Raw genomic sequence first — 14,315 nt, forward strand, 5'->3', positions numbered from 1 at the left:
TTTCCTGGAATTATTCTTTACAATATTATTATACGTTAAGCCAATTAGTTTTCGTTGCCTGATATATTTTTTTCTACTGAGGCAACACAAAAATAATTCCATTCGTAATAGTTAATAGTTAAACCTTTCAGGGAAAATAATATCAAATGCTTATGCCGTGAGATTTATCTATGTTGGAAAATCCTTCATTTTTAATTTTTAAACTAACATATTTCTTTTATGAAAAATTTAAAATTTTTGTTCTTGATTTTACTTGGTGCTACATTGGGATTAAGCTCCTGCGACCAATCGACTGTTGATCCTGCTGACGACGACTCTGCTTACATGGATTTCTTGTTTTTTGCTACTGCCGATAGTTCAACCAATGGAAATGGGCACAAACATGGAAAACACAATCTTACTGAAATCGAGATTAGTGCACTTCCTGCCAGCGTAACCTCATATATAACTACCAATTACGCTGGTTCTACTATTGACAAAGCAGCTGTATCAGATTCAGGTAAATATGCCGTGAGAATTACCTTAACTGACAGTACTCACAGAGGGCTTTTGTTTGATTCAAATGGGAACTTCCTTTCTGAACATACAGGAAAAGGAAAAGGTCTTAACGGTGTGAAAATAGATTTGGCTAGTTTACCTGCAAGTATTACAGGTTATATTACCGCCAATTATGCAGGTTCGGAAGTCAGAGCAGCACACCTGACTACAGATGGGAAATACGGAGTTTTGATTAAAAAAGCCGATGGAACTCATATCCTTTTAGGATTTGATGCCACTCTTGCATTTACAGGAGAAACAGCATTTACAAATAAAGGAGGAAAAGGAAAGGGAAAAGGGAAAGGTCATAGATAAAAAAAAAAAGCCCCCGGTAATTCAAAATCACGGGGGCTTTTTTAAATAAAATGAAAAAATTAAAAATTTCTTCATCTAACGGAATTGCCTTAGAAAACAATTCTTTCGAACATGGGATTTTTGAAATATCAAAAGAAGAAATTAAAAAAGGGAAACACTTATATTTGAAATTCGGCGACGTTTCAATTAATATTTGCCTCTGATTCTTACTTTAATGACAAAATTTTTAATTTTCAACTTGATAATAGTGTTAATTTTGCCAAACTTTGGAATTAATGATTCCAGGAATAGTTTGAGAAGAAATAAAAATACTATGATTTCAACTGAGGAGTACAAATTTAATTTAGAAAAAAAACAAAAAAAAACTACCCAAGTCCAACCTCATTTCAAGTACGCTACAGATGGTCGCATTTCGGATTTCAAAACAGAGGTAGAGGTTTGGTATTCAGAAGATTACTTCAATATTAAGTTTGAGTGTAAAGGCGATGATTTTGTAAATCAAAATATAATGCAAATTCACAATGCACCGCTTTATAATCAGGAAGTATTTGAAGTGTTTATCAGTGAAGGTGAAGCTGATCCGAAAAAATACCTGGAAGTAGAGATAAACCCCAACAATGCACTGTGGATTGGCTGGATTGACAATCCGACTTTGGGCTCTGAAACTCAAACACTCAACAAAATGGTAGATCCGGAGGAAGCCAAAATTCTGCACGCCGTCCAAAAAACTGAAAACAGTTGGAGTGGCACCCTGCAAATACCCTGGAAGCTCATTGGCAAAGAAATAAACGAAAACTACCGAATCAATTTTTACAGAATCAGGTCAAATACTCAACACGAAAACCCAGACTGGATTTGTGATGAAACCACTTGTGATTTTGTGTGCTGGAGCCCTACCTTGTCCGGGCAAAATGCTGCATTTCATCGTCCAAAGAGATTTGGTTTGATGACAGTAAAATAACTCAACGAGGAGTCCATTTCACTTCCTCAATACCGAGTTCAGAGGTGATTTTTCTTGATAAAACGAAAAGAAAATCTGAAAGACGGTTGAGATAAATAACAATTTTTGGATTTGTTTCTTCAATTTTCGAAAGGCTTATTACTTTTCTTTCGGCCCGGCGGCAAACAGTCCTTGCCACATGCGTAAACGAAACCAACTGATGGCCACCCGGTAAAATAAAATGCCGGATGGGTGACATGGCATCATTCATTTCATCCATTTGTTTTTCCAGCAACTCTACATCGGATTCATACAAAATCGGCAATGTTTTCTTTTTAAACTCCGGCTCAGAGGCCAGGTCAGCACCAATAGTAAAAAGACGATCCTGAATTTCCTTCAGAACATTTTTCCTGTCTTTATTTTCTTCAAAATCAGCAATTACCCCCATCCAGGAGTTAAGCTCATCTACGGTTCCATAGGCTTCAATTTTAATGTGGTCCTTGTCAAGGCGAGTTCCTCCAACTAAAGAAGTTGTGCCCTTATCCCCTGTTTTAGTATAAATTTTCGACATTTTTAAAAATAATTACGTTTATCCTCAACCTTCTACCCTACCTTTGTGTTAGTTTTTTATGTTTGGTTTTGTACCAGATTTATTTTCAAGATTTCTAAAAAATCCTTTCCAATTATTTAAGTTTTCGAACCATGGAAAATATTTATAGAGATCTAGATTCAAACTTTTTACAAATATTATACATTTTATTATGATTAATATATTTTTCAGGTTTTGGAAAATAGGTTCTTTTTTATTGTTAACCGTAGTTGTGCTATTTTGTTATGCCAATTTACCCGAAAGTATTGCTATAAATTTCGATTCCAAGGGTAATCCCGTCGGTTTTATCAGCCAGCAACAGTTTTTTTACTGGACTGCCGGATTAATATTTTTTGTTAACTTTTTGGTAAGTTTATTGAGGAATTCGTTGATTAAACTCAATTTCAAGGCATTAAACCCTGAAAGTGCGTGGGCCAATCATCCCGAAGCAACCAAAAACCTTATCAGCACCTGGTTCAATGCCTTCCTGGCCATTATTAACACGTTTTTGATATTTGTAGTTTTAGGAATCAACAATATCAATTCAGACCAAAGTCAAAGACTTGATTTTAATTACAATTGGTTTATAATTGGAGGTGCAGCCTTATTGCTAATCATTATTTTCTGGTTACCTGTCAGACTTTTATTTACAAATCCCCCACAGGAAGACTAAATGGAAGTAAGAATTGCCGATTACAGCTATCCTTTGCCCGATGAAAAGATTGCTAAGCATCCGGCAGAACCGAGAGATAGCTCCAAACTTTTGGTATTTAATTCGGGAAAAATAACTCATCAGGTTTTTAAAGACATTACTGAAGTTTTACCCAAAAATTCTCATTTGGTTTTTAACAACACCAAAGTAATTCCAGCCCGGCTATTTTTCAAACGTCAAACCGGTGCGATAATCGAGGTTTTTATTTTACATCCTGTACTACCAAGTCCACTGGTGGCCATTTCGATGGAGGCCCGCCATTCCTGCGAATGGGAATGTGTAATTGGAAATAAAAAAAAATGGAAAGAACACGAAACTCTTTCGCTTGATATTATAAATAACGGAGTTTCTTTGACTTTAAAGGCAACTCTCGCAAATAAGGAATCCAATTTGGTGCGTTTTGAGTGGTCATCAGAAGCTGTTTTTAGTGAAATCATTGAATATTTTGGTAACATTCCACTCCCGCCATATCTCAATCGTGAAGCCGAAGAGGAAGACCTGGAAGACTACCAAACGGTTTATTCCAAAGAAAAGGGTGCCGTTGCAGCTCCAACTGCTGGTCTGCATTTTAGTGATGATATTCTTAAATCTTTAATAAAAAAAGATATTAGTTTAAGCTACCTTACACTTCATGTGGGAGCCGGTACATTTATGCCAGTTAAGTCTGAAAATGCTTTGGAACACCCCATGCATGAAGAGCAGATGGTATTTTCGAAAGATTTCGTAGAAAACTTATTAAAAAATCATGAGTTTGTTATACCGGTAGGCACCACTTCCATGCGGTCATTAGAAAGTTTATATTGGTTTGGGGTAAAATTATTGGGAAATGAAAATGCCAATTTTTTTATTGAAAAACTTTTTCCTTACCAAAATCATCCGGAAATCACTGTAATACAAGCTCTAAGGGCGATTTTGAATTATTTAGAAAAAACAGATTCAAAACAACTGATGGGAAGTACAGAAATCATGATATTCCCCGGATATAAATTCCGTATTTGCAATGCCCTGATTACAAATTTTCACCAGCCTGGCTCAACGCTTCTTTTGCTGGTAGCGGCTTTGGTAGGAGAAGAAAAATGGAAAGAAATTTATAATGAAGCCCTTGAAAACAATTATAGATTTTTGAGTTTTGGAGACAGTAGTTTTTTAATACCTTAGATTATTACTTTTATGAAAAACATTATTACATATTTATCAAAATCAGTATTTTATTTATTCTCAATACTTTTTATTTCATCTTGTGGCAACGTAAAAAGAGTTGATACCACTGAAGTAAAAGCTAAAATGGAAGAGTATAAAATCAAGCGGATTTCTGACACCAGTATAGTGGAATGGGGAAACGAAGAAGGTGAAAAAATTGCTGAATTTTTTACAAAAAATCCTAACCTGGAATGTCAGGATGAATATTCGGTGGAAGGCTCATTAGTAAATCTGGTGAGTTTTGGTAGCGGAAAATTTTCACATAAGAATAAATTGGTCAATCAATTGGTTGAAGCTTACCAATATAGTTATGAAACCCAACAAGCTACAGGCAATAATCTTCAGAAAATCGATGACAGCACCTTTGTTTTTAGTTTTCCAATTCCCGAAAAAACTATGATTTTTTCAAAGTGCAAAAAACATCTGGTTCTGGCATTCATAAATAAAAGTAAGCTCATAAAAGACCACAATTCTGAAAAATCAAGTCAGAAATAATACTTTTTTGGCATATTTCTTGATTTTTTCGATAAACAAAGCGTAACTTCGTGCCCTGAATATGAGAAAAAATCTTCTGATAAATAAAATCGCAGGTATATTGCTGCTACTGAGTGTGTTCTCGGCACATTTTGTATCGGCCGCTTTGCCGCAAAAAATTCAGAAAGAAACCAAATCTACTGAAAAGAAAGACAATCAAAAGGAAACGATTTTACAACAAATAAATCCGGAGTCGGTTGTTCCATCCCATCATTTTCATTTTCAACATTTCGATCTTAAGTTTCCGGAAGCTATACTTTTTGGATTTGAGAAAATAACTATTCGGTTTACACATTCTTTCAGACAATTTCTTTTTGCATATTTTGATGTTCTTTTTGAGCACATTATAGTCACCAATGCCCCTTGAGTTCTTCGGGGTTTCTATTTTTTTAATACAAAATTCTTTTTAAACCAAAAAAACCTTTACTCGCAAAGGACTTATTATTAATTTTTTATGAAAAACAAAGGAGGTATAATAGCACTGCTGATAGCGTTTGTGTTATTGAGTTTGTACTATCTGGTTCGTACCTGGAAAGTAAACGACATCAGAAAAGATGCTGCGGCTTACGCCACAGGAAAAGATGGAAAAATTGACCCATCAAAAAAACAAAGATATCTGGATTCATTGTGGAAACAACCTGTATTTCTGGGTTCTACTCTTGAAAATCTATCAAAACAAGAGTTAGGTTTAGGTCTTGACCTTCAGGGTGGTATGCATGTGATTCTGGAAGTATCACCAACGGGTGTAGTTAAGGCACTTGCCAATGCGTCTCGCGACCCCAGGGTAACCCAGGCTCTTGCCAATGCTGATAAAGCAGCTGTAACCAGTAGCAAGCATTATTCGGAACTTTTTGCTCAGGAATTTAAAAAATTGGCACCTGATACCAAACTGGCAACCATTTTTGTAAATACTTCAAACAGAGATATTTTAAATATACAATCATCTGACAGTGAGGTATTAAGATATGTAAAAGAAGAAATAGACGGTGCCTTTGACCGTTCATTCAAAGTAATCCAGACCCGTGTTGATAAATTTGGTGTGGCTAACCCTAACCTTTCAAAGATTCCGGGTACAAACCGTATTCAGGTAGAATTACCAGGCGTTGATAACCCAGAGCGTGTAAGAAAATTGCTTTCGGGAGCTGCAAAATTGGAGTTTTGTGAGGTATATAGCCCTACTGAGTTAAACCCTTCGTTTGAAGCTTTCTCAGCATTGTTGACTAAAATTGATCTGGAAGAAAAAGCCAGGAAATCAAGCATAAAGGTGGCAGGTGATACCACAAAAAGCACATTGGCTTCGGCTCTAAAAACTACACCTAAAAATGACTCTTCGGCTCTTCAATCAGGACTTGCCAATATTTTTGTTGGATCACCAACTGGTGGACTGGCAGTAAGGACAAAAGATACGGCAAGGTTAAATGAAGTATTACAAAGACCAGAAGCTCAGGGAATTTTCCCGGCAAATCTTACATTTTTATATGATGTTAGTCCGGTTGAAAATACAACTTCAAAGGAAGAAATTGTGTCAGTATATGCCATCAAAGACCATGGAAATGCTCCATTGGAAGGTGACGTAATCACTAATGCGAAACAAGATTACGATCAAATGACCGGAAAACCAGATGTTTCAATGCAAATGAACGCTCTTGGTGCCAGAAAATGGAAAGCACTGACCGGTGCCAATGTTGGCAAACAAGTTGCAATTATTCTTGATAATTATGTTTATTCAGCTCCCAATGTAAATCAGGAGATTTCTGGTGGAAATTCGAGCATATCAGGTGGATTCAGCGTAGAGCAGGCACTTGACCTTGCCAACGTACTGAAAGCGGGTAAGTTACCTGCCCCAACCAATATTATTGAAGAAGCAGAGGTTGGTGCATCTGTTGGTTCTGAAGCTTTCAGAGCCGGGGTATCTTCAGCTTTGGTCGGTTTATTGGCTGTTTTGATTTTTGTACTCGTTTATTATAGCAAAGCCGGATGGGTGGCAAACGTAGCCCTTTTGGTTAACTTGGTACTTGTTTTAGGTGTTATGGCATCTTTTGGTGCTACTATGACCCTTCCGGGTATAGCAGGTTTAGTACTTTCGGTTGGTATGTCTGTTGATGCCAACGTACTAATATTTGAAAGAGTAAAAGAAGAAATGGCGGCAGGAAAAAGCTTCATGGTTTCAATATCAGAAGGTTTCAAAAACGCCATGCCGTCAATCATTGACTCCAATGTAACTACCTTAATAACCGGTGTCATCTTATTTATCTTCGGTACAGGTTTGGTAAAAGGATTTGCAACTACACTTTTAATTGGTATTTTCACTTCATTGTTTAGTGCGGTTTTTGTAGCAAGATTGATTTTTGATTATTTCGTTAAAAAAGGCAAAACTATTAATTTCAGAACTGCCTGGACTGAAAAACTTTTCAATGATACTCATATTGATTTTGTTAAGAAAAGAAAAGTATTTTATGGAATTTCGGTTGCAATCATAATCGCAGGTGCTGTTTCAATTGGCATCAAAGGCTTTGGATTAGGTGTTGACTTCAAAGGAGGTAGAACTTATGAGGCCAAATTTGAAAAACTGTGAATACTGAAAAAGTAAGAGAAGCTGCTCAGAAAGTATTTGAAGGTGCTGCTGTTGAAGTAAAAACTTATGGTGGATTTGACAAAGTAAAAATCACTTCTGCTTATAAAATAGATAATGTTGCTCCTGAAGTTGAATCTGAAATCAGAACCAAACTTTCTGATGTTTTGGCTGGAATGACCGAAAATAAAGGAAAAATTGTTGGTTCATCAAAAGTAGGTCCAACCATTGCCAATGATACTATTTGGTCATCATTGAAAGCGATTCTTTACTCTTTGATTATCACTTTTATTTACATTTATATTAGATTTAGAAGCGTGGCATTTGGTTTTGGTGCGGTTGTGGCTCTTTTCCATGATGTGTTGATAATTTTGGGTATTTTCTCGATTTTCAATGGTATCCTTCCATTCTCATTAGATATCGACCAGGCTTTTGTGGGTGCGGTATTGACTTTGATGGGTTATTCTATGAATGATACCGTGGTAGTATTTGACCGTATCAGAGAGTATCTTCGTGAAAAAGGCTCTCATAAAGAACCCATCGAAACCACCATTAACAATGCTCTTAACAGTACTCTAAGTCGTACTGCCGTAACCGGTGTGGCAACTTTGATTGTGTTGTTGATATTATTGATTTTTGGTGGAGAAAGTATCAGAGGATTTATCTTTGCGATGTTTATCGGGGTAATTGTAGGTACTTACTCTTCATTGTTTATTGCAGCACCAATTGTGGTTGATGCTATGCAAAACAGATTAGAAAAAGAGGGAGAAGCTTATTCAGCAAAACCGGCAGTATAAATTTTTTGATTCGATATTTCAGTAAAGACCGGAAGTAATTCCGGTCTTTTTTTTATATTATTTTATTAAAAAGCAAACAAAAACTATATTTTTGTCAGGAATATCAACCCTAAATAAATGAGAATAAATCTAATCTCAAGGTTGGCCTTTGCGGCTTTTACCTTTCTTCTGGTAGTATCATGTGTAAAAACTTCGAAAAAAAATGAAATTCTGATTTTTCATGAAAATCAACCTGATCCATTGGCTTATGCTCGCGAAGTAAGAGATAAAGTACCTGCAAAACTGGCAGATGGACTAAAAATGAGCCTTTGGGCTTCTGACAGCCTGGCTCCTGACCCAATTGCCCTGGATGTGGATGTTAATGGGGTAGTTTATTTGACCAGAACCAACCGTCAAAAACATTCTGAATTTGACATCAGAGGTTTTCAGCACTGGGTTCCTTCCACTATTTCATGGCAAACCTCAGAAGACCGAAGGAAATTTTTAAGGGAGTATTTTGCACCTGAAAAAAGCGAGACCAACAATTGGTTGGAAGATCTCAACCTGGATGGAAGCCACGACTGGAAGGATTTGACAGTAGAACAAGATGAAATATGGAAATTGGAAGACCAAAATGGCGATGGACTAGCTGATAAGTCAAGCAGAATTTGGCTGGGTCCCAATGAGGAGAACACAGATATTGCGGGTGCTTTGTTGGTGAGAGAAAAAGATATGTTTGTAGCCACAGGACCTGACATGTGGAGAATACAGGACACAAATGGTGACGGATTTATGGATAAAAAAACATCCATTAGCCACGGCTATGCGGTTCATATCGGCTTCGGGGGGCATGGAATGAGTGGAGCAATTGAAGGCCCCGATGGTAGAATTTATTGGGGAATTGGTGATATTGGAGCCAACCTTACCTCGGTCGATGGGAAAAAGCATGAATACCCCAATGAAGGAGTAATCGTGAGAAGTAACCCTGATGGTACTGATTTTGAGGTTTTTGCACATGGTTTACGAAACACTCATGAATTTGTATTTGATCATTATGGCAATATTATAACTTCTGATAATGACGGTGACCATCCTGGCGAAAGTGAAAGACTTATGCATGTAGTCGAAGGTTTGGATGCAGGCTGGAGATGTAACTGGCAATACGGAAAATATACCGATCCAAAAAACAACAAATATAAAGTTTGGATGGACGAAAAACTTTCTGTGCCTCGCTGGGAGGGGCAGGCGGCCTATATTTTGCCTCCAATCATGAACTATCACAATGGTCCGACCGGTATGCAATACAATCCTGGAACTGCATTGGGTAAGGATTGGCTAAATAAATTCTTTTTAGTTGAATTTGTGGGTAGTCCTTCCTCTTCTCACATTTGGTCTTTTGGGTTAAAAAACAAGGGTGCTTCATTTATATTGGATGGAGAAAAAGATGTAGTAAGTGGAATCTTACCTACCGGTATTAAATTTGGCCCTGACGGAGCACTTTATGTTGCCGATTGGCTAAACGGCTGGGATACAAAAAATCGTGGTAGAGTTTGGAAATTAGACGTAAGTAATGAGGATTTAAGTATTGAAAGACAAAAAACACAATCCTATCTACAGTTAAAATATCCTTTACAGACCGATTTGATGCTTTTTGATTTGCTCACTTACGATGATATGCGTGTGAGGCAAAAGGCACAGTTTGAACTGGTAAATCGGGGAGCTAGAGGGTTGGCCATTTTCAAAAAAACTCTGAATGAGTCTAAAAATCAATTGGCCAAAGTGCATGCAATATGGGGAATTGGGATGTTGGCCCGAAATGATAAAGCAATTGCTGAAAATTTGATGCCTGTTCTGGATTCAAATGATGAAGAACTGGTGGCTCAGGCAGCAAAAACCCTCGGAGATGTAAAATATGTTCCTTCGGCCTCAAAACTTATTGGTCAGCTTAGAAATGAAAATCAGAGAATTAAGTTTTATGCAGCTGAAGCTTTAGGAAGGATAGAATCGAAAGAAGCAGTAAAAGGTCTGATAAAAATGTTGGAAGAAAATAATGACGAGGATTTATACCTGCGTCATTCGGCTGTTTTGGCTCTTTCAAGAATTGGTGCAGAAGATGATGCTGCCGCTCTCGCGAGCAGTACAAGCAAAGCTTTAAGAACTGCAGGTGTTTTGGTATTAAGAAAATTGAGAAGTCCAAAAATTGTCGCTTTCCTTAAAGATTCTGATGAATACATCGTGACCGAGGCAGCCAGGGCTATTAACGATGACCTTTCGATTCCGGGAGCGTTTGAAGCTTTGGTAGAAATATTAAAACATCCGACTTTTAAAGGAGAACCTTTGATGCGTAGGGTTATCAACGTCGCCTTGAGGCTTGGGGATCAAAAGTCACTTGAAGCATTGATCGCTTTTTCAAAAAGAAATGATATCAGTGATGAAATGCGTGCCGAAGCCATCGCTGCACTTGGTACCTGGGCTGAACCCTCACCACTTGACCGTGTTGATGGGAGATATCGTGGAGTGGTTAAAAGAGATTTGGAGTGGGTTAAATCAATCTTAAAACCGCATGTTGACATTTATCTTTCTTCCGATAATCCCGAAACCAAAATTGCTGTGGCCTCGCTTTTAAGTAATTTGAAAATGGTTGAATTTTCGGAAAAACTGGCTCAATTATTTGATAATACACCAGATCCAAAAGTTAAAATTGCTGTAATTGAAAGCTTAAACAACTTAAAATACGGCAAATTGGAAGATTTGGTAAAAAAAGGACTTCAGGATGAAAAATCTGATGTAAGAGCTGCGGCTATCGGGGCACTTGATAATATCCAATCCGATGTAAACACATTCAATGAAATTGTAAAGCCTATTTTTGAAAAAGGCTCATTAAGAGAAAAACAAAGACTTCTGGGTGTTTTGTCAAAAATATCTTTCAATAAAACTGAAAAAATTCTTGAAACTTTGATTGAACAACATGCAGCAGGAAATCTAAATCAGGAACTATTACTTGATCTGACAGAGGCTGTAAAAAATTCAAACTCAGAAAAATTGATTTCGAAACTCAATGCCACAAAAAAAGAAGACAACTGGTTTGAAGAATTCAAAGTATCTCTATTGGGGGGAAATGCCTGGGAAGGTCGCCGGATATTCAATTCAAATTCTACTGCCCAATGTGTTAGGTGCCATGCCATAGAGCCTGGAACAGGTGGTGCGGTTGGACCTGCTTTGGATAAAATTGGTTCAAAACTCAAAAGAGAAACTTTGTTGGAAGCATTAATTAACCCAAGTGCCCGAATTTAACCAGGCTTTGGACAAGTAATTGTCACCCTTAAAGATGGCAACGAAGTGATGGGTACATTGATGTCAGAAACTGATAATGAACTCGTTATTGCTACTTCTGATGCCGAACCTACAAAAGTACAAACCGCGAGAATAGCGAAAAGAGAAAATGTACCTTCCAGTATGCCACCGATGGGCGATATCCTTTCAAAACGTGAAATACGGGATTTGGTGGAGTTTTTAAGTAGTTTGAAATAATTAAAAGGCGGCTCAAAGAAGTCGCCTTTTTTGTTTAAACAGCCTTATTTGCCCATCTCTCCCGCCAGTTTTTCCATCATTTCCAAACATTTTTGCATTTGGTCGATGGACAAAAACTCGTTGGCCCGGTGTGCCTGGGCGATATCTCCCGGGCCACAAATCACTGACTCAAAGCCTGCAAGTGCAAATTGTCCAGCCTCAGCAGCATAGGCAACAGTTTTTAATTCGGTGTTCCCGGATATTTTCTGAATTAGGGGTACTATGTCAAGATGTTCCGGGGTATCTAGTGGCGGCACTGGTGGGTGGTCTTCTGAAGTAATAATTTTTGCACCGGCAAAACGAGTCTGCAATTCTTTCTCCAATTCCTTGCAATAAGCATCAAATTCATTGAGGATATTTTCCAGACTGCTTTTGGGGATTATCCTGATATCCCAATAAAAAGTACATTTATCCGATATGACATTGGGAGCAATGCCGCCATTAAACTGTCCTACATGAATAGAGGTATGGTTGGGTGTAAACCGGTCGTCGGTTTCGCCACGCTCTACCAGCTCGTTCATTTTGTTTTCGAGCCAAACTACCAGTTTAGCCGCCACATGTATGGCACTCACCTCCTGTTTGATACGACTACTGTGCCCTGCCGAGCCATGAACGGTGGTTTTTAATACACAAATACCTTTTTGTCCAACCACAGGACTCATCATGGTAGCCTCACCAATGATTGCAAATTTTGGTCTTTCTTTATAAAAATCCTTAACCGCCAGGGCCATATTGTAGCCTTGAAGGCAGCCTACTTCTTCATCGTAAGAAAAAGCAAAGTAGATGGGTTTTTGCAAATTTGCCTTTTGAAAAGTCTCTATACTCGCCAGGCAACAAGCAATAAAACCTTTCATGTCACAAGAACCACGGGCATAAAGCTTTCCGTCTTTTTCGGTCAAAACAAATGGTTCGGTGTGCCAGTCCTGGCCTTTTACCGGTACTACGTCAGTATGTGCTGAAAGTATCACGCCGCCATCTATTGCCGGTCCGATGCGGCAATGAATGAGTTTTTTATCTTTTTCTTCGTTTTCAACAAATTGAAAATCAACCCCTTTGCTTTTCAAATAATCACCAATAAAATCGGCAATACTTAAATTGCTCTGACTTCCCAATACCTCAAAACTCACCAGATTACTGAGGATTTCTTTTGTTTTTTCTAATAACATAAATAAAAAAATTAGGCCGGACCATAATGAATATACACCGAAATCCAGACAAAAATAATGACCAAAACCAGAAGAATCCCTACCACCGGGGCAATAAATCGAAGCCACCGCTCAAAAGGCACTCTGCACAGGGCAATCATGGCAATAAGACCGCCAAAGGTGGGATTGATAAGATTAGAAACTCCGTCAGCTACCTGGAATGCCAATACCACAGTTTGCTTGGTCAAATGAAGCATCTCGCCTAAAGGTATCAGAATTGGTAAAGTAGCCAAAGCCTGGCCCGAGCCACTTGGAATTACAAAATTCATGAAACTTTGGGTAGCGACCATTCCTAAAGCAGAAAGATAGGTGGGTAAACCCTGAAGCAATTCTGCCAGGGCATTGGTGATGGTGTCGCTCACTTTTCCTTGCTCAAGAATGATGCGAATTGTAGCCGCAAAACCAACCATAAATGCCCCGGGCGTAACTTTTGAAACGGAATCGAGGATCAATTCGCCAATTTCGATATTATTTTTTTGCAAAAAGAAAACCAAAACCAAAGAGAACATCAGGAACAGACCGGAGATTTCGTTGAGATACCATTTCAATTCAAAAACCCCAAAAATCATTACCGATAGCATCACAAAAAATAAAGCCACTATCCAATAATCTTTGGATTTCATTTTGAAATCTGAAATTGGTTTGGAGAGGCTGATTCCGTCTGTTTTGATACCGTAAGCCAAGCTTTTCGAAGGATTTTCTATCGTTTTGTTGAAATATCTTACATTATACCAGGCCATAATGCTCAATCCTAAAAAGCAAAGTACAGACCGTAAAACTGCACCTGAAAAAAGCGGCAACTCGGCTATTTTGTGAGCGGTACCTACGGTATAAGGGTTAAATGGAGACAAACCAAAACCTACAGTAACCCCACCGATTGCGATTCCTGTGGCTAAAACCAAATCACCACCTATGGCGAGACTAAGCACAGTTGCAATGGGTATCATTGCGATATTGTTTTCATAACCAATAAAAACGCCCAACATGCCATATATAAAAGTCATCAAAACAATAAGTAATGTTTGGCGATTATGACCAAGCTTCCTCACAAATGTCCCCACAGCATTTTCAACAGCTCCGCTTGCATTCATGAACCCAAACATGATACCACTCGAAATGATAATATAAATCACTTCAATTGCCGCTTTGAACCCCTGAGGCATGGCATAAAAAATAGCAGTGGGATTTAACTGAGGTTTTTCCACCTCATGAAAAGTACCCGGTATCACTTTCCCTTTCCCATCAACCATAAGCCTCTCAAACTCACCTGAAGGCACCAAAAGCGTAAGAATATACCCCAAGACTATCATTCCGAAGAGCATCACCACCGGATGCGGAATGTACTCGTACCATTTTTTATTCATT

Annotated in this window: 9 protein-coding genes and 2 pseudogenes; 8 read left to right on the forward strand and 3 right to left on the reverse strand. The window is 38.1% G+C overall.

The features are described from left to right. Nucleotides 1-219 precede the first annotated feature (219 nt). Together IPP61_01635 and IPP61_01640 are read left to right on the forward strand one after the other, a co-directional pair. Entirely contained in the window at nucleotides 220-852 is a 633-nt protein-coding gene (locus IPP61_01635) for a hypothetical protein (GenBank protein MBL0323874.1), read from the forward strand. A gap of 313 nt (nucleotides 853-1,165) precedes the next feature. Further along, the gene (locus IPP61_01640) at nucleotides 1,166-1,813 is read left to right on the forward strand and encodes a carbohydrate-binding family 9-like protein (GenBank protein ID MBL0323875.1); all 648 of its coding nucleotides are present in this window, start codon (nucleotides 1,166-1,168) and stop codon (nucleotides 1,811-1,813) included. A 1-nt stretch (nucleotide 1,814) separates the two neighbouring features. On the opposite strand, the gene IPP61_01645 is transcribed toward IPP61_01640, so the two are convergent. After that, nucleotides 1,815-2,363: a cob(I)yrinic acid a,c-diamide adenosyltransferase gene (locus IPP61_01645; protein ID MBL0323876.1), complete on the reverse strand. Its 549-nt coding sequence runs from the start codon at nucleotides 2,361-2,363 to the stop codon at nucleotides 1,815-1,817. Nucleotides 2,364-2,553: 190 nt separating this feature from the next. On the opposite strand from IPP61_01645, the gene IPP61_01650 reads away from it, so the two are divergent. From IPP61_01650 to IPP61_01675, 6 genes and pseudogenes are all read left to right on the forward strand, one after another. Then, on the forward strand, nucleotides 2,554-3,054 hold the full coding sequence (locus IPP61_01650; protein MBL0323877.1) for a hypothetical protein: 501 nt from the start codon (nucleotides 2,554-2,556) through the stop codon (nucleotides 3,052-3,054). Continuing rightward, on the forward strand, nucleotides 3,055-4,251 hold the full coding sequence (locus tag IPP61_01655; protein ID MBL0323878.1) for an S-adenosylmethionine:tRNA ribosyltransferase-isomerase: 1,197 nt from the start codon (nucleotides 3,055-3,057) through the stop codon (nucleotides 4,249-4,251). A 12-nt stretch (nucleotides 4,252-4,263) separates the two neighbouring features. Further along, on the forward strand, nucleotides 4,264-4,788 hold the full coding sequence (locus IPP61_01660; protein ID MBL0323879.1) for a hypothetical protein: 525 nt from the start codon (nucleotides 4,264-4,266) through the stop codon (nucleotides 4,786-4,788). 61 nt (nucleotides 4,789-4,849) lie between these two features. Further along, the gene (locus IPP61_01665) at nucleotides 4,850-5,194 is read left to right on the forward strand and encodes a hypothetical protein (GenBank protein MBL0323880.1); all 345 of its coding nucleotides are present in this window, start codon (nucleotides 4,850-4,852) and stop codon (nucleotides 5,192-5,194) included. 87 nt (nucleotides 5,195-5,281) lie between these two features. Next, nucleotides 5,282-8,196, forward strand: a pseudogene (gene secDF / locus IPP61_01670) (protein translocase subunit SecDF). A 117-nt stretch (nucleotides 8,197-8,313) separates the two neighbouring features. Beyond that, a pseudogene (locus IPP61_01675) lies at nucleotides 8,314-11,706 on the forward strand (HEAT repeat domain-containing protein). Between the two features lie 44 nt (nucleotides 11,707-11,750). Here IPP61_01675 and argE read toward each other — a convergent pair. Together argE and IPP61_01685 are read right to left on the reverse strand one after the other, a co-directional pair. Further along, nucleotides 11,751-12,911, reverse strand: coding sequence for an acetylornithine deacetylase (gene argE, locus IPP61_01680; GenBank protein ID MBL0323881.1), 1,161 nt, complete (start codon nucleotides 12,909-12,911; stop codon nucleotides 11,751-11,753). Between the two features lie 11 nt (nucleotides 12,912-12,922). After that, a complete protein-coding gene (locus IPP61_01685; GenBank protein MBL0323882.1) occupies nucleotides 12,923-14,314 on the reverse strand; it encodes a YfcC family protein in 1,392 nt (463 codons plus the stop codon). Nucleotide 14,315: the final 1 nt, after the last annotated feature.

The organism is Cytophagaceae bacterium, from assembly GCA_016722655.1.
Classification (GTDB): Bacteria; Bacteroidota; Bacteroidia; order Cytophagales; family Spirosomataceae; genus Leadbetterella.